This is a genomic window from Streptomyces sp. 378, from assembly GCF_030124145.1.
GTDB lineage: Bacteria > Actinomycetota > Actinomycetes > Streptomycetales > Streptomycetaceae > Streptomyces.
On sequence record NZ_JASKMS010000001.1, the window covers coordinates 393,480 to 415,517 of the forward strand.

17 protein-coding genes and 1 pseudogene are annotated in these 22,038 nt (G+C 70.2%); 5 read left to right on the forward strand and 13 right to left on the reverse strand.

Features of this window, described 5'->3' with window-relative positions:
- The first annotated feature begins 78 nt into the window (after positions 1 to 78).
- Positions 79 to 771, forward strand: coding sequence for a TetR/AcrR family transcriptional regulator (locus QNO09_RS01840; protein WP_283968216.1), 693 nt, complete (start codon positions 79 to 81; stop codon positions 769 to 771).
- Positions 772 to 1,104: 333 nt separating this feature from the next.
- Here QNO09_RS01840 and QNO09_RS01845 read toward each other — a convergent pair whose 3' ends face one another.
- A complete protein-coding gene (locus tag QNO09_RS01845; RefSeq protein WP_349636944.1) occupies positions 1,105 to 1,242 on the reverse strand; it encodes a hypothetical protein in 138 nt (45 codons plus the stop codon).
- Positions 1,243 to 1,995: 753 nt separating this feature from the next.
- Between QNO09_RS01845 and QNO09_RS01850 the strand changes: the two genes are divergently transcribed.
- Positions 1,996 to 4,971: a GH59 galactosidase gene (locus QNO09_RS01850; RefSeq protein WP_283968217.1), complete on the forward strand. Its 2,976-nt coding sequence runs from the start codon at positions 1,996 to 1,998 to the stop codon at positions 4,969 to 4,971.
- A gap of 551 nt (positions 4,972 to 5,522) precedes the next feature.
- Here QNO09_RS01850 and QNO09_RS01855 read toward each other — a convergent pair.
- The 4 genes from QNO09_RS01855 to QNO09_RS01870 all read right to left on the reverse strand — a co-directional run bounded on the left by QNO09_RS01855 (position 5,523) and on the right by QNO09_RS01870 (position 9,725).
- A complete protein-coding gene (locus QNO09_RS01855; RefSeq protein ID WP_283968218.1) occupies positions 5,523 to 6,884 on the reverse strand; it encodes a lipase family protein in 1,362 nt (453 codons plus the stop codon).
- 207 nt (positions 6,885 to 7,091) lie between these two features.
- A complete protein-coding gene (locus tag QNO09_RS01860) occupies positions 7,092 to 8,105 on the reverse strand; it encodes an NAD(P)/FAD-dependent oxidoreductase (RefSeq protein ID WP_283968219.1) in 1,014 nt (337 codons plus the stop codon).
- A complete protein-coding gene (locus QNO09_RS01865) occupies positions 8,102 to 8,641 on the reverse strand; it encodes an isoprenylcysteine carboxyl methyltransferase family protein (protein ID WP_283968220.1) in 540 nt (179 codons plus the stop codon). Before QNO09_RS01865 ends, QNO09_RS01860 begins: the two co-directional genes overlap by 4 nt.
- A gap of 31 nt (positions 8,642 to 8,672) precedes the next feature.
- Complete coding sequence (locus QNO09_RS01870; protein WP_283968221.1) at positions 8,673 to 9,725, reverse strand: type III polyketide synthase; 1,053 nt, start codon at positions 9,723 to 9,725, stop codon at positions 8,673 to 8,675.
- A 153-nt stretch (positions 9,726 to 9,878) separates the two neighbouring features.
- Here QNO09_RS01870 and QNO09_RS01875 point away from each other — a divergent pair, with 153 nt between their 5' ends.
- The 3 genes from QNO09_RS01875 to QNO09_RS01885 all read left to right on the forward strand — a co-directional run bounded on the left by QNO09_RS01875 (position 9,879) and on the right by QNO09_RS01885 (position 13,537).
- On the forward strand, positions 9,879 to 10,748 hold the full coding sequence (locus tag QNO09_RS01875; protein WP_283968222.1) for a UbiA family prenyltransferase: 870 nt from the start codon (positions 9,879 to 9,881) through the stop codon (positions 10,746 to 10,748).
- Between the two features lie 702 nt (positions 10,749 to 11,450).
- A complete protein-coding gene (locus QNO09_RS01880; protein WP_283968223.1) occupies positions 11,451 to 11,822 on the forward strand; it encodes a low affinity iron permease family protein in 372 nt (123 codons plus the stop codon).
- A gap of 671 nt (positions 11,823 to 12,493) precedes the next feature.
- Entirely contained in the window at positions 12,494 to 13,537 is a 1,044-nt protein-coding gene (locus QNO09_RS01885; protein WP_283968224.1) for a fatty acid desaturase family protein, read from the forward strand.
- A 170-nt stretch (positions 13,538 to 13,707) separates the two neighbouring features.
- Here the strand turns inward: QNO09_RS01885 and QNO09_RS01890 are convergent.
- The 8 genes and pseudogenes from QNO09_RS01890 to QNO09_RS01925 all read right to left on the reverse strand — a co-directional run.
- Positions 13,708 to 13,947 (reverse strand): annotated as a pseudogene (locus QNO09_RS01890) (leucine zipper domain-containing protein); the annotation flags it as partial.
- 124 nt (positions 13,948 to 14,071) lie between these two features.
- Positions 14,072 to 14,890, reverse strand: a complete 819-nt coding sequence (locus QNO09_RS01895) for an ABC transporter permease (protein WP_283968225.1) — start codon at positions 14,888 to 14,890, stop codon at positions 14,072 to 14,074.
- On the reverse strand, positions 14,887 to 15,879 hold the full coding sequence (locus tag QNO09_RS01900; protein ID WP_283968226.1) for an ATP-binding cassette domain-containing protein: 993 nt from the start codon (positions 15,877 to 15,879) through the stop codon (positions 14,887 to 14,889). Before QNO09_RS01900 ends, QNO09_RS01895 begins: the two co-directional genes overlap by 4 nt.
- 62 nt (positions 15,880 to 15,941) lie before the next feature.
- The gene (locus tag QNO09_RS01905) at positions 15,942 to 16,790 is read right to left on the reverse strand and encodes a DUF4097 family beta strand repeat-containing protein (protein ID WP_283968227.1); all 849 of its coding nucleotides are present in this window, start codon (positions 16,788 to 16,790) and stop codon (positions 15,942 to 15,944) included.
- Positions 16,791 to 16,872: 82 nt separating this feature from the next.
- Positions 16,873 to 17,391 (reverse strand): toxin-antitoxin system HicB family antitoxin, encoded by a 519-nt coding sequence (locus tag QNO09_RS01910; protein ID WP_283968228.1) that lies wholly within the window; start codon positions 17,389 to 17,391, stop codon positions 16,873 to 16,875.
- Positions 17,392 to 18,260: 869 nt separating this feature from the next.
- Positions 18,261 to 19,310 (reverse strand): ABC transporter ATP-binding protein, encoded by a 1,050-nt coding sequence (locus QNO09_RS01915; protein ID WP_283968229.1) that lies wholly within the window; start codon positions 19,308 to 19,310, stop codon positions 18,261 to 18,263.
- Positions 19,307 to 20,842, reverse strand: coding sequence for an ABC transporter permease (locus QNO09_RS01920; protein ID WP_283968230.1), 1,536 nt, complete (start codon positions 20,840 to 20,842; stop codon positions 19,307 to 19,309). Before QNO09_RS01920 ends, QNO09_RS01915 begins: the two co-directional genes overlap by 4 nt.
- A 126-nt stretch (positions 20,843 to 20,968) precedes the next feature.
- Positions 20,969 to 22,015, reverse strand: coding sequence for an iron ABC transporter substrate-binding protein (locus tag QNO09_RS01925; protein WP_283968231.1), 1,047 nt, complete (start codon positions 22,013 to 22,015; stop codon positions 20,969 to 20,971).
- Positions 22,016 to 22,038 lie beyond the last annotated feature (23 nt).

The following is a 22,038-nucleotide window of genomic DNA, read 5'->3' on the forward strand; positions in this document are numbered from 1 at the left end:
CTGTCACTCAGTGGCAGTATGCTATGAGAGGCAGTAACTCATCAGAGGCTTTTCCTGAGACGGCCTAAGGTGACGTGCATGGCGACCCCGACCTCGGACCCCTCCGCTGCCGCGGCCAAAACCCGCGGCCTGGACGATCGCGCCCTGCCACTGCGCGAGCGCAAGAAGCAGCGCACCTTCCGCGCCCTGGCCGACGTGGCACTCGCGCGCTTTACCGAGCGGGGCTTCGACGAGGTGACCCTCGACGAGATCGTCGACGAGGTGGAGATCTCCAAGCGGACCTTCTTCCGCTACTACTCCTCCAAGGAGTCCGTCGCCCTCGCCGCCGAGGCCGAACTGTGGATCGCCTACGTCGACACCTTCATGGCGACCGACCTGCACGGCGACGTCCTCACCGCCCTGCGCACCGCGCTCACCACCACCATCACCGCCATGGACGACGACTGGCCCCGCCGGTTCCTGGCCACCCGCCGCCTCGTCGCCGGCCACAACGGCCTGCGCAAACACAGCCTCGTCATGGCCGCCCACCACCAGGAGCAGATCGTCGAGCAACTCGAGGCGAAGCTGGGCCGGGACGGCCGCGAGGACGTGCGCCTGCGCCTGCTGGGCGAAATCGCCTTCGGCGCCTACCGCGTCGGCGCCAAGAACTGGACCGCAGGACGCGGCAAGGGTGCCGGCAGCCGAGGCAAAGGCGGACGCGCCACGCTCGCGGCCCGCGTCAGCGAGGCGTTCGACGCCGTTCCCGCCGCGATCGCGCTGACCGCTGATTGACGCCGCGCACGTTCGCACTCACAACGGCACCCACCAGGGGCTCCCGGATCCAGGCACGCCCCTCCACTTCGAAGCGATCGGCCACCCCACCAGTCCGCCAGATCTCGACGGCGTGCCCTGAGCGTGCCCGTAAGAGCGGACAACCACGGTCAACAGGGGTGCGATCCGACCCACACAACCATCTCCACGAGAAGGCATCCGCGCAGGTCAGAGCCACAGAGCTCCCGCAAGCGCCGTCGCTTCCCAAGCTGAGAGCGCGAGTTCGATTCTCGTCACCCGCTCCACGAAGAAGGCCCAGGTCGAAGACCTGGGCCCTTTTGCTGTGCAGTGTGATCACTGGGCGCGTGCCAGATCCGTGCCAGAAGGCTTCTCGGCAGCCTTCCGGGCAGCCTCCTCCCGAGCCTTCCGGACCGTGGCATCGAGGCCGGCGACGACCTCCTCCTGGCGCTCCTCGCCGGGGTGCTGATACATCAGCGCGGCCTTCTCCGAGTCCTGCCCGGCTCGGACCGCGGGACCCCCAGCGGGGAAACCTGGCCGGTGTCCGATGCCCGGGAACACGACGCCCTCGCCGCAGCCCGGCTCCGCCGCTGCCGGCCGGGGTGGTGGCAGCGGCGGGCCGCCTGGCATGGTTACCGTCGTCGCCCGTCCGGCAGCCAGGGGGCGAGTGCGGTGTCGACCGCGCGGACGGCCGTTTCGTTGTCGAGTCGCGCGCCGAGAATGAAACGCCGGAACGGCAGGGGGGCCGAGGGAACCGGGAGACGCCGGATGGGATCGCTGATCGTTCACCAGGGTCGGGGCGATCACCGGCGGCACGCGTAGCGCGTCCGCCTCGGCCCGCTGCTACAGCTGTCGCGTTGTCGCGCGGCCCTGCGGAGCGTCTGGCCGGAGTTCAGGCCCTGGTGGAGTCGGACGGCGGGCGCGGGCCGCCGAAGCCGTGTTCCGAGAGGTCGAACCAGTTGCCCTCCGGATCCATGGCCCGGTACTCGGCGAAGGGACGGTTGGTGAAGCGTTCGGCCGGTTGGCCACCTCGGCATCCAAGCCTTTTCCAGCCGGTGAGGGCGCCCAGCGGACCTCAATTGGCATGACGTGCACAGGGATTGACGTAGAAATCGCTTACCACCTACGGTCCTTCCGGAATCGCGGACACCTTTCGGAATCTCGAACGCCTGGCGTCGGCACGCCCTACGAGAACCACGCCCTACGAGAACAAGGAGTCGAAGCGGAATGGGCTCACAGCGAAGACTCGGCTGGATGTCGCTTGCCGCGGCAACCACCATGGCACTCGCGGCCGGAGTGATCACCGCCCCCGCCGCCCACACCGCGGACGATCCCGTGGAGGTCGTGGTCAACGGGGAGGACGTTCGCGCCGACAACGTGAACGGTTTGACCTACAAGGGCCTCGGCGTGCTCAGCTGCAACAGCACGAGCAACCTGCTGATGGACTACAAGGCGGAGCACCCCGGCCGGTACTGGGAGCTCATCCGCGTGCTGTTCGGTGGAAAGAACCCCCTGATCAACCATGTCAAGGTCGAGATGGGTTCGGACACGAACACGTCGACCGGTTCCGACCCGGCGACCATGCGCACGGCGGACGAACTCGCCGACGCGTCGCGCTCGCCGGGCTTCCAACTGGCAGCGGACGCCAAGACGGTCAACCCGAAGCTCAAGGTCTCGATTCTCCGCTGGGTCATGCCCCGATGGGTCCAGAACGAATGGAACAAGGGCACCGGCTCCGACGAGATGTACAAGTGGTACAAGGAGACAATTCTCGACGCGTACGAGAAATACGGGTACATGGTCGACTACGTGAACCCGGACACGAACGAGACGCATGATCCGGACGAGGCCTTCATCAAGTGGTACAAGAAGGCGATTCTGGCCGACACGGACTTCGCTGATCCCCGCTACGGCATCCCGGCGAAAAAGCGGGAGCAGGCCGAGAAGGCCTACCGCGGCATAAAGATCATCGCCGCCGACGAGAACACCACCCACCATTTCGGGCCGTCGATGCTCAGCGACGCGGAACTCTTCGGCATGGTCGACGCGGTCGGCTACCACTACAACACCGATGACCGGCGCGACGGGCCCGTCGGCAGCGACACGCATCTGCCGTACACCAGGCTGGCGACCGGTGAGAACAAGTACAACGAGGACAAGGAGGTCTGGTACAGCGAGGGAGTCGGCTCCTTCGGCTACACCGACTACCGCGTCAACAACACCGAGGGCCCGAACGGAACGAGCACCGGCATCGGCGGCGTCCAGAGCGCCCTCGATCTCGCGAACCGCTCCGTCAAGGGCTACGCCAACTCGAAGCGGACGCACTACGTCTTCCAGCCGGCGATCGGCTCCTTCTACGAAGGCGCGCAGTACAGCCACAAGGAACTCGTCAGCGCACGTGACCCGTGGTCGGGCCACCTCCACTACGACGCGGCCATCTACGTGATGCAGCACTTCACCCAGTTCGCCAAGACCGGCTGGGAGAACGACACGAACACGGCGGGCATCTGGCGCACCGTGCCGGAGGCCAGTTACAGCGGGGTGAGCGGCACCGAGAACGTCGACGGCTCGAACGGGGCCCCGAGTTACATGACGCTCGCGGACCCCCGTAAGAAGGACTTCTCCACGATCGTCGTCAACGACAGCGACCAGCCCAAGACCTACCGGATCAAAGCCGAGAACATGCGACTCGGTTCCGACCCGACCATGGAGATCTGGGAAACCCGCGGACCGGACGCGGGCCGGCCCTACGGCGCGAACTTCAAGCACCTCGTCGACGAGATCCGGCCCGGCAGCGATGGGTACTACACCCACACGGTCAAGCCGAGGTCGATCGTGACCTTGACAACGCTCGACAAGAGCCACGACAAGGTGACGAAGCAACGCCTGCCCGAGTCCCGGGACCGCACGGTGCTGGACACCGACGCGACCGGCAAGAAGCACAACACCCGCGACAACGTCCTGTACGCCGACGACTTCGGGTACGAGGAGGAGGGCAGGGTCCAGGTCGGCACCGGCGACGGCGCGCACAAGGCGTCCCAGCCCTACCTGAGGTCGCGCGGCAATCAGCCTCGCTACATGGTCGACCAGACCGGCGCCTGGGAGGTCGGTGAGGACGCGAGCGGCGACAACGTCCTGTACCAGTACATGGACCAGTCCATGAAGGACACCGGCGCCTGGAACCGCCACACCCCGAACACGACGGTCGGCGACTTCCGCTGGGAGAACTACCGGGCCTCGGTCGACGTCTCGTTCCCCGACCCGGCCGGCGGACTCGCCTCCCTGGGCGTCCGTCAGCAGAAGGGCATGGCGATCAGCGACGCCGCCTACAACGTGCGCATCGCACCGACCGGCGCCTGGACGTTCTACGAATACGGCAGGGCCGTCGAGTCGGGAACGGTCGCGGCGTCCGACGGCTACCGCCTCGCCATCGAGGCGAAGGGCGCGACGATCACGACGTACATCGACGGCAAGGCCGTCTCCACGTACCAGGACCCGACTCCGCAGACCGAGGGCCGCGTCAAGCTCGGATCCGACTTCCACAGGACGGCGTTCGACAACCTGAAGGTCGAGAAGATCGACGGGTACACGCCCTACGCCCGCGCACAGCTCGACAACATGGACAGCTCGGTCGCCTACGACGGCACGTGGAGCCGGAAAGCCTCCCTCGGCGACGCGATGGACTGGTACCGGTCGACGTCGACCGGCACGACCGCCGGCTCGTCGTTCACCGTCCCGTTCACCGGCACGGGCATCGACATCATCGGCGGCAACGACGGCACCGCCGTCCTCGACGTCTACGTCGACGGAAAGCTGATCGCACGGGACGCGAAAACGGCCGCGACCGACAAGCGCCTCGCGACGTACGCGCTCCGCGGTCTGCCCGACGGCGCGCACACGGCGAGGTTCGTCCTCAAGTCCGGAAAGATCGTTCTCGACGCGTTCAACGCCATCTCCGGGGACGTGGACCGTACTGTGGACACGACACCGATCCGGGACGCCCTGGAGAAGATCGGACGTCCGGAGCGGGCGGACTACACGGCCGGCTCCTGGGCCCTGTTCGCCTCCGCGTCGTCGGCGGCGAAGGCTGCCGTGGCGGGACGGCAGAAGGGCCTTGACGCCATCGGCGTCGAGCAGATCACGGACCGGCTCGAAGAGGCTCACGACCGGCTGGTACGCAAGGACGGCACCGCCACCCCGTAGGTGCCCCGGGCCTGCGGGCCCCGCGCGTTCGCCGTACATGTTCAAGGGGCCGTATCGGATTCCTCCGATACGGCCCCTTGCATGGGGGCGAGTCACCGTCCGCTTGGCCCGGCGGACCGCGCCCGCACACACGACACCGCTCGCCCACCGGGCCGCCGGACAGTTGTTGTGCACCGGTGCGGCGCGCGTCTCCTTGGTACGGGACCGGAGAAGAACCAGGAGACAGTTCGATGGAGCAGGCCACCACAGACCGATCGCTCAGCCCTCGCGGGATGCTGAAACTCGCCAGCGCGGTCGGCCACGGCCCGTCGCGACCGCCATCCGCGGTGGCGAGGGCGCGAGCTTCCACCTGCTGTTCCGGGACGCCGCCGCGGCCCTGCGGTCCGCGGCGGCGTGGCCTCAAGCCGAGGACTCCTCGGTCGGACCGGAGGCGGCCAACGATGCCCTGCTCGAACAGGGCGGGCAGCAGCGTGTCTTCTCAACGGTTGCGACGGACGTCAGCGCCCGCTCGGCCGGCGGCCGCCGCGGTGGCGGGCCGCCGGATGGCTCGATCAGCGCTGGAAGGGCATCGTCCAGCAGTTGGACACGGTCGGTTCGCCCTCCAGTCGGTCGGTGAGCCAGGAGATCGCCGTTCCCTGGTCGGTGAGGAGGGGGGCGAGGTGGTTGGTGAGGATCCTGTCGCCGAGGTTGGGCAGGTCAACGGCTGCGTAGGTGACGTTGCCGCCCTTGCGGCACCAGTCCACGGCCAACTGACGGGCCTGGGCGTGCGGAACGATGTCGTCGTAGATGCCGGTGGCCACACGGACCGGGCCGGACGGCTTGAGCGTCCCGATGCGCTGTTCGTCGAGGACGGCCTGGGCGCGGGGTTCGGCGGCGATGATGTCGGCGACGGACTTGCCGCTGGTCGTCCATGTCGTGCTCCGGGTGAAGCCGTAGCGGACGACGGACTCGCCGACGCACATGGTCGACGTGTCGGCGAGGGCCTTGCGTCCGGCGTCGTTGAGGTTGGCCTCGGTGACACTGCGCAGGTCGGGGTAGGTCTGGGAGAAGCCGTTGATCGCCCAGCCCAGGGCGCTGACCAAGGCGCTTCCGTCGATCCCCTTCATGACCGCGGTCAGGTTGGCGGGCGGCGCGCCCGCGTAGGTGCCGGCCAGTCGGACGTCGGGCGCGTAGGTGGGCTGGAGTTCGGCCGCCGAGGCGGTGGCGCCACCGCCCTCGCTGTAGCCGTACAGGCCGACGCGGGAGCCGGAGGTGAGGGACGTGCCGGGGAGATCGCGCGCCGCACGGACAGCGTCCAGCACCGCGTGCGCCTCGTCCAGGCGGTTGACGTAGGTGTGCAGACGGTCGGTTGCGCCCAGGCCGACGTAGTCGGTGACGACGACGGCCGCTCCGGTGGCGAGAAGACGGTAGATCGCCAGGTTGTCGTAGGCGATGGACAGGGTTTTCTCGCTGGCGGTGACCGGGTGTTGCAGGGCGAACGACGGCGCGCACTGGTCGCCCTGGCCCATGGTCCCCGAGGCCACCGCCACCAGGGGGCGGGGCCCGTCGCCCTTCCACTGCGCCGACGGCTCGATGTAGGCGCCGGTCACCGCGACGGGCTTTCCGCTCGAGTCGGTGGACTTGTACATCAGGCGGGTGGCCGTGCCCGGCAGGGGGCGGCCGTCGAGGCCGGGGAGTGAGACACCCAGGGGGAGGGGTTCTTGTCGGATCAAGGTGCCGTTGGCGGCGGGCAGTTGGGCGGGTGGAGTGTAGAAGGCCGGGATGGTGACTCCCCGGGACACGAGGGGTTCGGTGTCGGTCCCGGTAGTGGCGTCGACCGGGGTCACGCTGACACAGACGCAGGCCACGGCGGCGATCGCGGCGGCGGTCAGGCGGTTGAACGTGGGACGCGGACGGCTTCTGTAGCGGCTCACAGTGCACTCCTCGCGCTGCTTCGATGCAGGGTGCGGGAAAACTAGCACTGGTAGTTAAACTCGGTAGCGCCTTGATAAGTTACGCTGCGGTAACGATTTTCCGGAGTGGGTGCTGGGCGCCCTCGGCCTGGCTCGGCGGACGGCCTCGGCGGCCTCACCGTGCCCGGACCCGTCGGCAGGAGTCCTGCCGCAGTGGGGAATCGGCCACTACTGCAGTGCGTGGACCGCGGCGGAGAACACCGGGGGCATCCGGGACGCTGCGGGGACGATGAGGCGGGCGGTGCCGGGACGGCGGCTCGCGGCCAGCAGGGCCCCGGTCAGCAGTCGGTGGCGCCGGGTCAGCCGGGTCCAGGCGCGCTCATATGCGTCCGGTCGCCCGGCGGCCAGGCAGTGGACGGCGGCCCCGGCCGTCGCCAGCGCGAGGGCGATGCCCTCGCCGGTCAGGGCGTCCAGGTAGCCCGCGGCGTCGCCGACGAGCAGGACACGGCCGGCGGCTCTGCGCCGCACCCGTTGCCGCAGTGGTCCGGCGCCGCGTACCTCCGTCGCGGCCGGGCCGCGCAGCGAGGCGGTGAGGGCCGGGAAGCCGGCCAGGTGCTCGTCGTATCCGCGACGGCTGCGGCTGAGGACCGCGACGCCCACCAGGTCGTCGCCGACCGGTGTCACATAGGCTTCGCCGTGTCGGGACCAGTGGACCTCCACCAAGTCCGTCCACGGTTCGACGCGGTAGTGCCGGCGCAGACCGTAGCGGCCGTGGGGGCGGCCCGGCAGTTCCAGGCCCAGGCCGCGGCGCACCGGGGAGTGCAGGCCGTCGGCGGCGATCAGCCAACGGGCCGTGATCCCGGCGGCGGTGACCGTGTCCGCGCTCTGGCGCACCTCGCCGACCTTGCCCGGCAGCATGCGCACGCCGAGGCCGAGAGCGCGCTCGTACAAGGCAGAGTGCAGCGTCGTACGGCGGATCCCCAGCCCGCGGTGACCGCGGAAGGACGCTTCGGCGCGGGTGCTGCCGTCCACGTAGCGGATGCCGAGCAGTTCGCGGCCACTGGCCTCGACGCCCAGAGCCCGCAGCGCGGCGACACCGCCGGGCATGACGCCTTCTCCGCAGGCTTTGTCCACAGGCGTGGTCCGGGGTTCGACGACGACGGCCTCCAAGCCGGCGAGCGCGGCGTGGATAGCGGCGGCCAGACCTGCCGGTCCGCCGCCGGCCACCAGTACGTCGATCACGCCGGAGCCGGTGCGGTCGGCGTGGTCGCAGCGGCCAGCGCCCGGTTCTCGCAGCGGATGCGCACGGTGAGCAGGGCGGCGTTGAGTACCGTGAACACGGCCGCGGTGACCCAGGCGGTGTGCACCAGGGGCAGGGCCACGCCCTCGGCGACCACGGCCACGTAGTTCGGGTGCCGCATCCACCGCCACCGGTAGGGGCCGCCGGTCACCAGCGGCAGGCCGGGTACGACGATCACCCGGGTGTTCCAGCGGGGTCCCAGAGTGTGGATACACCACCACCGCAGTGCCTGGGAGGCCGCCAGCACGGCCAGCATCGGCCAGGCCAGGGCGGGTACGAAGGGGCGGCCGGCCAGCCACACCTCGACCGGGCAGGCGATCAGCAGGCCGGTGTGGAGGGCAACCATCGCGGGGTAGTGGCCCTGCCCGGTCACGGTCGCGCCGCGGGCGGTGCTCCACCGTTCATTGCGGCGGGCGACGACGAGTTCGGCGACGCGCTCGCCGGCGACGGCGGCCACCAGCAGTCCGTACCAGATCATGTGTCCTTCGTGTCCTTCGACGGCGTCCGAACTACCAGCGCAGCAGGACGAGTTCGCAGGCGAAGCCAGGCCCCATGGCCAGCAGCAGGCCCGGAGTGCCCGGCGGCGGGCGGCGTTGGGCCAGGGTGTCGCGCAGTACGTGGAGTACCGATGACGAGGACAGGTTGCCCACGTCGGCCAGATGACGCCAGGTCACATCGAGGGCGTCGTCGGGCAGGTCGAGGGCCTCGGTGACGGCCTCCAGGACCTTGGGGCCGCCGGGGTGGCAGACCCAGGCGGCCACGTCCTTCGGCTTGATCCCGTGGTCGCCGAGGAACCCCTCGACGTCATCGGCGAGGTAACCGCGCACCACATCGGGGACCCGCGGGTCGAGGACGACCTGGAAGCCGGTGTCCTTGATGTCCCAGCCCATGACGCGCCCGGTGTCCGGATACAGGTGGCTGCGGGTGTCCACGATCGTCGGGCCGGCGGTCTCATCCGGGCGGCCCGGGCGGTTCGCGCCGCACGCGACGACCGCGGCGGCGCCGTCGCCGAACAGCCCGGTGGCGACCAGGTTGGCCATGGAGGCGTCGTTGCGCTGGAAGGTGAGCGAACACAGTTCGACCGAAAGCAGCACCGCCACGTGGTCGGGCCGGCCCAGCAGGTAGTCGTGCATACGGGCCAGACCGGCGGCGCCACCGGCACAGCCCAGGCCGAACAGGGGCAGCCGTTTGACGTCCGGCCGCAGTCCGAGTCGGCCGACCAGCCGTGCGTCGATCGAGGGGGTGGCGATGCCGGTGACAGAGGTGAAGATCAGCAGGTCCACTTCGGCGGCGTGCAGTGCGCCCCGGACGGCCTTGGCGCCCAGGTCGGTGGCGGCGCCGATGAAGGCGTCGTTGGCGGCGCCGAATCCGTCCAGTTCCCCGTACCGTTCGAGCGGCAGCGTCATGTGACGCGAGCTGACCTTCACGCTGCGGTGCAGCCGGTCCAGGACCCGGCGGTCGGTGCCCTCGGGCAGGCAGGTGCGGGCGATCATGTCAGTGATCTCGGACTGGGCGCGGCGGTGCGGTGCGAGGGCACCGTGAACGGCGGTGATCCGCGTCATATGGTTCCCATCCGGTTACCAACTCGGGTGAGTTGCTCACCACGTGTTCCCCCGGACCGGGACTTCGACACCATGGATCGCCCGTCCGGCGGTGCGCCCCGGAGAGCGTGTGTGTCGGCCGGGTGGGGGGCCTGGGCGCCTACGATCGGCCGGGTGGGCACTCCCGAGCAGTCGACGACCGGCGGACCCGAGGCGCGTTGGGCCGTCCGGTTGGCTGGTCTGGCCGGGTCGTGCCACCCCGGGCCTGTCGTGGCGGTCACCGCCCTGATGGCCGCGCTCGCCGTGACCGCCGGCCAGGGCGCCGGGCGTTGTGTGCTGACCGGCGCCGCCGTTCTGACCGGGCAGTTGTCCGTCGGCTGGTGCAACGACGCGTTCGACGCCCGCCGGGACATCGCCGCCGACCGCCATGGCAAACCCGTCGTCGACGGCACGGTCGGTGTGACGGAGGTGTGGGTGGCCGCGTATGCCGCGCTGGCGCTGTGCGTGCCGCTCTCGCTCGCCTGTGGCCTGTGGGCGGGCGCCGTTCACCTGGCCGGAGTAGGGGCGGCGTGGGCGTACGACCTGCGGCTCAAGGCAACTGCATGGTCCTGGGCACCGTACGCGGTGGGGTTCGCCGCGCTCCCGGCATTCGTGGCGCTGGGGCTGCCGGGCCGGCCGTGGCCGGCCTGGTGGGTCGTCACCGCCGGGGCGCTGTTGGGGGTCGGAGCCCATCTGGGTGACGTACTGCCGGACATCCGTGGCGATCTGGCGACGGGCGTACGGGGATGGCCGCACCGGCTGGGCCCCGACGGCGCGCGGCTGCTGCTGCCGGTACCGCTGGTGGCAGCATCCGCGGTTCTGGTGCTGGGGCCGGCCGGGCCGCCCGGCAGATGGGGATTGGCAGTGCTCGTGGTGACCGCTCTGGTCGCGGTGACGGGAACGGTGCTGGGACGCCGCTGGGAGCGGGCGGCGTTCGCGGCAGCGGTGGCGGTGGCGGTGGCGGACGTGGCGTTGCTGCTGCTGCGCGGCACCGGGATCGCCTGACCGCGCCGCCTCAGAGCGTACGAAACCCACAGATGGAAGCGGGAGTTTCCCGATTCCCGCTGCGGCTGCCGTCAGTTCGCGAGTGCTGTCCTCGGCAGGGGCGACGGCTCGGCCGAGGAAACTGCCGTTTACCGCTTGGCCGGTCCACGAGCCAGTTTCGACGACCGCGCCTGGCGGGTCCAGGAGGTCCTCACCAGGTCAGCGGCTTGCGGTTTCTTATTGCCTAGACCAATACGGGACAGCATCCTCCGTGTGCCCCAAGGTGCACGAAGGCCGCCCGACGAGGGGCATGGAGGATCTGTCCGACGCCTCACCGGCCGATTGTCACCGAATGTCGTAGCCGTCGAGGACGCGGTGGTGGTCGGGCGCATCGTCCGTAACCACCCCGACCTGGCCCCGCCGGGGACGAACTGCAAACTCCGGCCCTGAAGATCCGCACTCTACGAGCGCGGCGTCGAGGCGGAAGCCCTGTCGTGCGGAAGCGGGGCTGTCACAGCCGTCGCGGTCGCCACCTTGCGCGGACTGGTCGCACGACGAGCCGTCACCGTTCACCACCGCGCCGGGCAGCCGCTCACGGTTCCGCCACATCCCGCCCGGCCAAACCGAACTCATACCAGGACGGAATCTCGCCCACCCGCGGGATGGCCTCTTGGCCGGGCGTGGCAGCCCTCGGGCATGCGAGATCCGCTGTAGAGAATGGGCATGATTCTCAAGCATCCGTCCGACCGCGGAGGCTCGCGGAGCAAGCCGTTTGAGAGGCTGGCCGAGAATGCCTCGCGGTTCACCAGTTCGGCAACGTTCTTCGGGATCTGCCTGATCCTGGTCGCCGTGGCTGTCACGTTGCACGTGATCGGTTTGCCGATCACGTGGCTTCTGTTCGTGGGCGAGGCGATGTCGGCGGTGACCCTGCTCATGGTGGCGCTGCTGAAGAACTCCGAGCTGCGGGCCGAACGCGCCGTCCAGCGCAAGCTCGACGCCATCGCGGCAGTCCTGCTGGAAGGACAGGAGGGCGACGGCCCAGGAGAAGCACACCAGAAGCTACGGTCCACCCTCTATTGGGAAGAGAACTCCTGATGCGCTCGGTTCTCGCCTCTGGGATTGAGGGTCGCACGGTTGGCGCGACTGATGCGTTCGTGAAGTCACCCGAGATCAAGCAAGGCGAACCAGGCTCTCACCAGGGTCTGGTGCTCTCACCGCAGCATCATCACCGACGCTTGTGTCCCGGTTTCACGAGACTTCCCCCATAGGAATGCCAGTCGTGTCCACCTGAGCCGACAGCGGAGGTAACGCTCCTACCTGGCTCCCGTGCTGGGCCGCCCCTGGGTTGAGCGAGGGCGTCGGTCGACAGGGTCGCGTCGAGATGCATGCCGACGGTACGAAAGAGCTCGACCAGTGGGGCATCGCCCTCAGGGCGGTGATCAGCCCACAGCAATTTGCCGCCTCACAGAACGTCGGCGGGCATGCTCCAGCCTGCCCAACGCGAAAGGCCTGGCAGTCGTGTCGGCGGTCGCTGAACCGGTTCGCGGAACGGCGAGAAGTCGCAGGCTGTGGCGGTGTGAGACCTGCCCCGCAGGGAACCCGCATGCAGATAGAGGGCCTGAGCTTCCGCCGGCTCACGAACGTCGTCCTTGCTCCGCGGCGCTATGCGCCTCGCACAGGGCGGAAGCGCATCCCTCCGTGCGGCCCGGTCTCAGCAGCTCCCGAGGCGGTGCCGAGCCATCCCCTTTGGAGAGAGTGTCACCATCATGGCCAGAAGTACCACGCTTCACCCGCCGTCGTCGGCGCTGCCCGGCAGTGACTTCGCCCGGCTGTCGAGGAAGATCGCCGATGCCGGGCTGATGGGCCGCCGTCCCGGCTACTACGCACTGCGGATCACCGTGGTCGCCGGGCTCTACGTCGGCGGGTGGGCCACCGTCGAGCTCATCGGTGACAGCTGGTGGACCCTGACCGTCGCCGCTTTCCTGGCCGTCGTCTTCGGTCAGGTCGCCCTGCTCGCCCATGACGCGGCCCACCGTCAGGTGTTCCGCCGGCGCCGGGCCAGCGAGGTGTCCGGACGGATCGCCGGTGCCGGTATCGGGATGAGCTACGGGTGGTGGCAGGACAAGCACACCCGCCACCACGCCAACCCCAACCACGAGGAGCTCGATCCCGACCTCGACCCCGACCTGCTGGTCTGGTCCCAGGACCAGGCCCGGGTCGCCACCGGGCTCCCCCGCCTGATCGGCCGCTGGCAGGCGTTCCTGTTCTTCCCGCTCCTGACACTGGAGGGCTTCAACCTGCACGTGTCGAGTGTGAAGGCATTGGCCAATCGCTCGCTCAAACACCGAGCGCTCGACGGCGTCCTGCTGTTCGCGAACTTCGCGCTCTACCTGACCGTCCTGTTCTGGTTGCTGCCCCTCGGTATGGCGATCGCCTTCCTCGCCGTCCACCAGTGCTTGTTCGGCGTCTACCTCGGCTCCCTCTTCGCGCCCAACCACAAGGGCATGCCGATCCTGAAGGGCGAAGACCGCCCGGACTTCCTGCGCCGCCAGGTGCTCACCTCGCGCAACGTGCGCGGCGGTCGGCTCACCGACATCGCGCTGGGCGGGCTGAACCACCAGATCGAGCATCACCTGTTCCCCAGCATGCCCAGCCCCAACCTGCGCCGGGCGCGGACCATCGTCCGGCGCTACTGCGAAGACCTGGGCGTGGACTACGTGGAGACCGGGCTGATCACCTCGTACCGGCTTGCTCTCACCAGTCTCCATCAGGCGGGAGCACCGCTCCGGAGGACCCGGGTTTCCGCGTAGGGACTGAACAGCCGCCATATCCAGGTCCAGCTCGCTGTCGGGCCCGGACACCATCCACTGGAAGTCGCTCGCGCCGTCCGGGCCGCCCTGGCGGAAGCAGCCACCTCTGACACTCCCGGCCCGGTCGCCGCCGCCGTCCTCATCACAGAAACCGCGCCCTAGCTCTATTGGCGGCGCGGGCTCGTGTGCGGGCGGGAGGAACGGTCGGACGTGCCGGCTTCGCCGAACTGCCGGTAGCGCTCAGCCCATCGCTGGGCCGTGGTGGGTGAGACCTGGAAGCGTTCGGCGGCCCGCCGCAACGGCCAGCGGTCCTCGACCACGCAGCGGGCCAGGCGCAGGCGTCCGGTCTCGGTCAGGGGTGCCTTACGGTGGACCGCGAGGGCCTTTCTGGTTGGTGTGGACGTCGCAATCCACACCGAACCGGAAGGCCCTCACCTGTTCAAGATCCCTCAGCCGAGACCTGGCTCCCCCGTCCACAACCTCCCCGGACGGAACACCTGGAGCGGGACGAACTGCCGGAGGCAGTCCGCGCGGTCACTCCGGGTCGCGGTTGAACACCGCCTTCGACCAGCGGTAGCCGAGCGCCGCCAGGCCCAGGCACCAGACGATGGTGATCCACCCGTTGTTGCCGATCTCGGTGCCGAGCAGCAGTCCGCGCAAGGTCTCGATGGCGGGCGTGAACGGCTGGTACTGGGCGATCGGCTGGAACCAACCTGGCATCGCGTCGACCGGGACGAAGGCGCTGGAGATGAGCGGCAGGAAGACCAGCGGCAGTGCGTTGTTGCTGGCTGCCTCGGCGCTGGGGCTGACCATGCCCATCCCGACCGCGATCCAGGTGAACGCCAGGGCGAACAGCGCGAGCAGCCCGAACGCCGCCAGCCACTCCAGGACTGTGGCATCCGTGGACCGGAAGCCGATGGCCACGCCAACGGCGCCGACGAGAGCCACGCTGATGACCGACTGCACCACGCTGCTGATGACGTGTCCGATGAGCACGGAACCGCGGTGGATCGCCATGGCGCGGAAGCGGGCGATGATGCCCTCGGTCATGTCCATGGAGACGGACACCGCGGTGCCGACCAGGGTGCCGCCGATGGTCATCAGCAGGATGCCCGGGACGAGATACGCGATGTACTCCGAGCGGTCGGCGCCGCCACCGTCGATGCCCGCGCTCATCACGTCGCCGAAGACGTAGACGAACAACAGCAGCAGGACGATCGGCGTGAGCAGCAGATTCAGGGTGAGGGAGGGGTAGCGTCGCGCGTGCAGGAGGTTGCGGCGCAGCATCGTGGAGGAGTCGCGCAGGGCGAGGGAGAGCCGGGTCGGGTGGGCGGGAGCCGGGGTTGTGCTCATCGGACAGCCTCCTCGGGCTGGTCGGTGCCGCCGGTCAGGGCGAAGAACACGTCGTCGAGGTCGGGGGTGTGCGTGGTCAGCTCGTCGGCCTCGATACCGGCGGAGTCCAGCCAGTCGAGGATGGAGCGCAGCTCGCGCTGGCTGCCGTCGCTGGGGATCTGCAGCGCCAGCGCCTCATCGTCCCGGGTGACCTCACGCAGCGCGGAGGCGGCTCTCTGGTATGCGGACGGATCGGTGAAGCGCAGACGGACATGCCCGCCGGGGATCAGCCGTTTCAGCTCGTCGGCGGTGCCCGCGGCGGCGATCCTGCCGTCGTTGAGCACCGCGATGCGGTCGGCGAGCTCGTCGGCCTCTTCCAGGTATTGGGTGGTGAGGAAGACGGTCACCCCGTCGGAGACGAGCTCGCGGATGATCTGCCACATGTTGTGGCGGGAGCGCGGGTCGAGGCCGGTGGTCGGCTCGTCGAGAAAGATGATCCGCGGGTTGCCGACCAGGGTCATGGCGATGTCCAGGCGGCGCTTCATCCCGCCGGAGTAGGTGGAGGCGGGCTTCTTCGCGGCCTCGGTGAGGTCGAACCGCTCCAGCAGCTCGGCGGCGACCTGCCGCCCCTCGCTCTTGGACAGGTGGTGCAAATCTGCCATGAGGAGCATGTTCTCCTCGCCGGTGATCAGCCCGTCGACGGCGGAGAACTGCCCGGTGACACCGATCGCGGCGCGCACCCCGTCCGGGGAGGTGGCGACGTCGTGGCCCGCGACCTGGGCCTGTCCGCCGTCGGCGGTGATGAGCGTGGACAGGATCTTCACGACGGTGGTCTTGCCGGCGCCGTTGGGCCCGAGCAGCGCGAACACGGACCCGGCAGGGATACGCAGATCGATTCCGTCCAGAACGGTCTTGTCGCCGTACGACTTGCGCAGACCGACGGTGGAGACGGCAGCCGACGACTGCTGACCGTCACCCCGCCTGGGCGTGGGCATGACAGATGAAGGCATGGGGCCCTCCGATCGAAGGCTGATAAGTGAGTGGGAGAAGGGGCCGGTTGACGATGTGGTGTTCAGGCCCTGGCGCGGCGGACGTCGATGTTGCCGTGTTTGGTGCGGGCGCGGACCTTGACCGTGTCCTCGGCCTGCTCCGGGCTTTCGGACGCGGTCAGCGTGTTGCGCACCTGGCCGGAGTTCGAGCTGACGTCGAGCCAGGCGGCCGTGCCCTCGCGGACGCCGACGTCGATGGCGCCGTAATTGGTCTCCAACTGGACGCTGCCGCGGGCCACTTCACCCACCCGCAGGGTGCCGTGGGCGGTGGTGGCGGTGACCGAGTCCTCGGCGCGCCGGATCTCGATGTCGCCGTTGGCGCCGCTCACCCGCAGCTCGCCGATCGCGGCGTCGACGGTCGTGGTGCCGTGCGAGTTCTTCAGGACGGCGGGGCCGTCGACGAGGCCGACGCGCAGGCTGCCGGAGCTGGTGGTGATCTCGGCCCTGCCCTCGATGCGGTCCACGGTGATCGAGCCGTGCGACGCGGTCAGCTGGAGCGGGCCCGTCGTGTCGAGGCGGACGTCGCCGGACGAGGTCTTCACACTGACCTCGCCGAGCCGGCCCTCGCCGAGCACCTGGGCCCAGGCGCCGGTCATGTCGATGCGCGAGTCCGCAGGCAGTTCGACCGTCACGTCGACGGTGCCGGTGCGGCCGAGCCCGAGCAGATTGCCCTTGGGCGTCCTGACGGTCAGTACGGCGCCCGCGTAGGTGACCTCGGTCTGCTCCGCCGCCCGTACGTCCAGGTCCTTCTTCGGGTCGCGGGGCCGCACCTCGACAATGGTGTCGGGGCGGTCGCCGGCGGTGAACTGGATGGAACCGGCCTCCACGCGCGCGGTGACCGAGATCGGTTCGGGAGTATCGAAAGAAGGCATGGCTGTCCCGTCCTCTTGAGTCCTTGGGTCGTCCCTGCTGGTGGGACGTGGTGGGGGTGAAGTGGTGCTGGTGGGGGCGCGGCTAGCGCACCCAGCCCGTGAAGCTCTGTCCGACGGTCTGGGTCTTCTCCGTCGTACGCGGCCGGGTGCCGCCGTCGATCGCGGCCGACACGGCGCGCACCAGCCACGCGTTGACCGACAGGCCCTCGCGGCTCGCGGCCTCCTCGGCGCGGGCCTTGAGGTGGGCCGGCAGGCGTAGGTTGACGCGGGCAGTGCCGCCCTCGTCGCCGTCGGCCGGGGCCGTGGTCCTGAGAGGTTCGACGGGCGCGGCCGGCTCCGCGGGGGCGCCGCCGTCGGTGGGTGGCGGTGTCACCACGAAGTCCGGGTCGAGCCCGCGCAGCCGTACGTCGACCGAGCCGGGGGCGAGTTCGCGGGTGATCTCGTCCATCGCGGCGGAGAGCACGTTGAGCATGGTCAGGCGGGTCGCCGACTCCAGGGGCGCGATAAGCCTCGCGGCCAGCTCTCGGGCTTCGTCGCCGCCGGCTTCGGCGGCCACCGCGAGTTCGCGGTGAAGGTTGTCGACATACGGGGTGAGGTCCATGGCGCCATCATGGCATCACAATGGCGCCATGCGCAAGCCCGAGTGGCACCTCCCAGTGGAGGGACTTGAAGGCGAACACCCTGAGCTGCGAGCACGCAGGTAGGGTGCACCGAGTCATTGTGGCGCCCTGCACGCTCACGCGCCTCGGGAGCGCGGAATGACGCCAAGGGATGCCGCCCGGCGCCACCTTGGCCTATGTGGCGCCATACGGATGTCGCGAGAAGGTGACCCGCCGCCTCTCGTTCGCGGCTGGGCCCAGCCCAGACCGGAATTCAGCGACACAGGGGCCCTCCGAGTCTCTGACGGGGCATCGGTGTGGGCGGAGCGAATCTCAGAGCAGTCCCGGTCCGACATCAGCCGGCGTTGATGCATGCGGGTGCGTGCGCTGGCGCGCCACCCACCCCCACGCCTGTGGCGCGCGCCGAAGCTGTGGCGAGCCTCTGGCCTGCGCTTTCGCGACCGACATCCACTCTGTGGTGCGATTTGGGCTCGATGTGACGCCACCCCTGCGCCATAGTGGCACCACCGGCAGGGACTCCTCGGCGGCGCAGGCCGAGGGGTGCGCGTCTTCGCGGAGTGAGCCATCAAGGGGGCGGATCATGGAGACAGCACAGAACCAGGAGCAGAGGCTCAGCGTGGGCGGTGGCGGTACCGGGATGTCGACCGGACTCGGCCCCTTCTGCGCGTCGGGTTCCCTCGGCGGCCATCGACGGCGTACCCGTACGCGGCGTACGACACGATCTCGTGCGGTGGCCCCGTCGGCCGCGCGACTGGACCGGGCGCGCCGTCAGGCGGAGCGGGCTCAGCAGGAGACGGAGCGCGATGTCGCCATCGCTCAGTCGCGCGGGCTGAGGCGGCGGAGAACACCGCTATGAGTGGAGGCCCGCCTCTCCCACCACTCGGATGCCCGTCTCCTCCCCGGGACGGACCGCGAGCCGGCCCGCGACGCGGATGGCGACCGGGATGCCGTGGCCCTCGACTGCCACGGTGACCATGGCGTCGTGGCCGTAGTAACAGACGTCGGTCACCGTGCCCCTGACCGCGCCCTCGTGGTCCACGTCGGTCAGCCGGAGCTGTTCCGGACGGAGCAGGACCGTGCCGGCGCGCACGCCGCCCGGCGGGGTGGCGAGGGGCACAGGGCCCAGGACGGTCCGGGCTGTGCCGTTGCCGTCGTTGTCGACGGTGCCGGGGAGCAGGACGGCGTCGCCGACGAAGTCGGCGATCCAGGGGTCGGCGGGGTGGCGGTAGAGGTCCTGCGGGGTGGCGCACTGGGCGACCCCGCCGTCCCGTACGACGGCGACGAGGTCAGCGGTGGACAGGGCCTCCTGCTGGTCGTGGGTGACGAGGACAGCCGTGGCGCCGGTCGTCCGCAGGGCGGCCCGTACGTCGGACCGCACTTCCGCCCGCAGCGCGCTGTCGAGGGCGTTGAACGGCTCGTCCAGAAGCACGAGTTGCGGGCGCGGGGCGAGCGCGCGGGCCAGCGCGACGCGCTGTTGCTGACCGCCGGACAGTTCGTGCGGCATGCGGTCGCCGTACCCGGCGAGGCCCACCAGTTCCAGCAACTCCTCTGTCCTGCGCCACCGTTCGGACCGGTCGAGGCCCCGCAATCCGAAGGCGACGTTGCGGGCCACGCTCAGGTGCGGGAAGAGGGCGCCCTCCTGGGGCACGATGCCGATGCGGCGGCGCTCCGGCGGCAGGTGGACGCCGAGGCCGGCAAGCGTCCGGTCGCCCAGGCGGACCGTGCCCGCGTCGGCGCGCAGGAACCCGGCGACGATCCGCAGCATGGTGGTCTTGCCGCAGCCGGAAGGGCCGAGTACGGCGGCCAACGCGCCCGCCGGGACGGTGAGTCGCAGTTCCCGCAGGACCGGCTCTCCGGCTCCGTAGGACTTGGTGAGCCCTTCCACGTGGAGTTCGTTCATGTCCGGTGCCTGCCTAGGAGATACGAGGGGACGGCGGCCAGCAGGATCAGCGCGGCGGCGTAGGGAGCGGCCGCCGCGAAGGATCCCGCGCCGGTCTCGGTCCACAGCCGGGTGGCGAGGGTGTCCATGCCGGTGGGGCGCAGCAGCAGGGTCGCGGGGAGTTCCTTCATGCAGACCACGAAGGTGAGCGCGGCCCCGGCGGCCACTCCGGGTGCGGCCAGCGGGACGGTCACCTCGCGCAGTACCTGCCAGGGCCGTCGTCCGAGCGAGCGGGCCACGTCCTCCAGGAGGGGCGGCGCCTGGAGCACGGCCGCACGGGTGGCGGCCACCGCGACCGGCAGGAAGAGGACCGCGTAGGCGCAGACCAGCAGCGGGAGTTGCTGGTAGAGCGGGTAGGCGTAGCGCACGGCGAAGAACACCAGCGCGAGGGCGACCGTGATGCCGGGCAGCGCGTGCCCCGCGTACGCCGCCTGCTCCAGCAAGCGGGCGCCGCGGCCCCGGTGCCGGGCGGCGATCACCCCGACCGGCAGGGCGAGGACCGTGGTGAGGCCCGCGCCCGCCGCCGCCACCCCGAAGGTGCCCCAAGCAGTCTCCGCGAGACCACCCAGGTCCCAGGTGGCCGAGCTGCCGACGGCCAGCCAGTAGCCGAGGGTGCCCAGCGGGAAGGCCACGGCGACGGCCGTGACCGCGGCGCACCACAGCAGGGCGAGTGGCCGCCACCGGCCGAGGCCGACCGGAACCGCCGGGCGGGCGGTCCCCGTTCCGGTTCTGGCGTGCCCGGCGCGGCCCCGTGTGCGGGCCTCGGCGGCGACCAGTGCGACCGTCATGATCACCAGGACGACGCTGAGCGCGGCCGCCGGGGTGCGGTCGAAGGAGGCGCGGTAGGAGGTGTGGATGGCCCGGGTGAAGGTGTCGTAGCGCATCAGCGAGACCGCGCCGAAGTCGGACAGCACGTACAGCGCGACGAGCAGTGCCCCGCCCGCGGCCGCCGGTCGCAGTTGCGGAAGCGTGACGCGGACGAACGCGCCCAGCGGGCCGTGGCCGAGGGAGCGCGCGGCCTCCTCCTGAGCCGGGTCGATGCCCCGCAGGGCGGCGGCGACCGGCAGATGGACGTACGGGAAGCTGACCAGCGTCAGGGCGAGAGCGGCACCTCCGAAGCCGGCCAGCCCCGGCTCGGCCGACAGCCAGGCGAACGCGGCCACGTAACTCGGCACCGCGAGCGGCAGCGTGGCCAGCACCGACCAGGCGCGGGCCCCGGGCAGCGCGGTGCGCACGGTCAGCCAGGCCAGGGAGACTCCCAGGACGAGGCACGCCGCCACGACCACCGCGGTCAGGCCGAGGCTGCGGCCGAGGAGGCCGAGCGTCCGCTGGTCGGCGACGACGTCCCAGGCGAAGGCCGGGCCGCGTTCGAGGGCTCGGACGGCGAGGTAGCCGAGGGGCAGCAGGGCGAACAGGGCGGCGACGCAGGCGGGAATCAGCAGTGTCAGGGGCGGTCTGCGGTCGGGCCTGCGGGCCTTGACCGACGTACGCATTGCCCTGACCGGCGTACGGAAGGAGCGAGACGTACGGCCCTCGCTCGCCTCGCGCACGTGCTCGTCCCCGGCCGGTGCCGGGGCTCCGGTCGGGCGCGAGGTGGACGGCGATGTGGGCACGACGGGTCAGACCAGCCCGACGTCCTGGAGCATGGCCAGCGTCTCCTGGAGGGACTCCAGCTTGCCGAGGTCGATGGCGGGTGATGCGAGCGAGTCGAACGCCGGCAGGTCCTCGACGGTGCTGGTGACGCCGGCGGCCAGCGGATACTCCTTCGTGGTGTCCGCGAAGTAGGTCTGTGCTTCCTTCGACAGCAGGTAGTCCACGGCCTTCCGGGCGGTCGCGCTCTGCCCGCTGTCCTTGAGGATGCCGGCGCCGGCGACGTTGATCAGCGCTCCGGGGTCCTCGCCGGGCAGGAAGTGCAGCTTGGCGTCGACCTTGTCCTCGCCCTTCTCGGCGACGCGCTCGTACCAGTAGTAGTGGTTGACCAGGCCGAGCGAGACCTCCCCGGCCTCGACGGCGTCCAGGGTGGCGAGGTTGTGCGCGTAGGTCTTGGCGCCGTTCGCCTTGAGGTCCTGAAGCCACGTGCGGGTGGCGTCGTCGCCCTTCAGCACGCGCATGCCGGTGACGAACGCCTGGAAGGAGGCGTTGGTGGGCGCGAAGCCGACCTCGCCCTTCCACTCCGGCTCGACGACGTCGAAGACGCTGTCCGGGACCTTGTCCTCGGTGACCTTGTCCGGGTTGTAGGCGATCACGCGGACGCGCCCCGAGAGACCGACCCAGTCGCCGTCGGATCCGCGGTACGCCTCGTCGACCTTGCCGAGGGTGGCCGAAGGAAGCTGCTGCAGCATGCCTTCCTTGGACAGGGCACCCAGCGCGCCGGCGTCCTGCGAGAAGAACAGCCCGGCCTTGGTGCGGTCGCCCTCCTCCAGGATCTGCGCGGCCAGTTCCGCACTGTCGCCGTAGCGCACCTCGACCTTGGCGCCCACGGCCTTCTCCAGCTTGTCCAGCAGCGGCTTGACCAGCTTCTCGTTGCGGCCGGAGTAGATGACGAGGGCGGAGTCGCCGCCCTTGCCCCCGCTGTCCTTGTCGTCGGAGCCGCACGCCGCGAGGGCGGGGAGCAACAGGCCGGCCGCGACCAGCGCAGTGATCCGGCGAACCGAGGGGCGTCGCATGGGGTGTGCCTTCCTACGGGGCT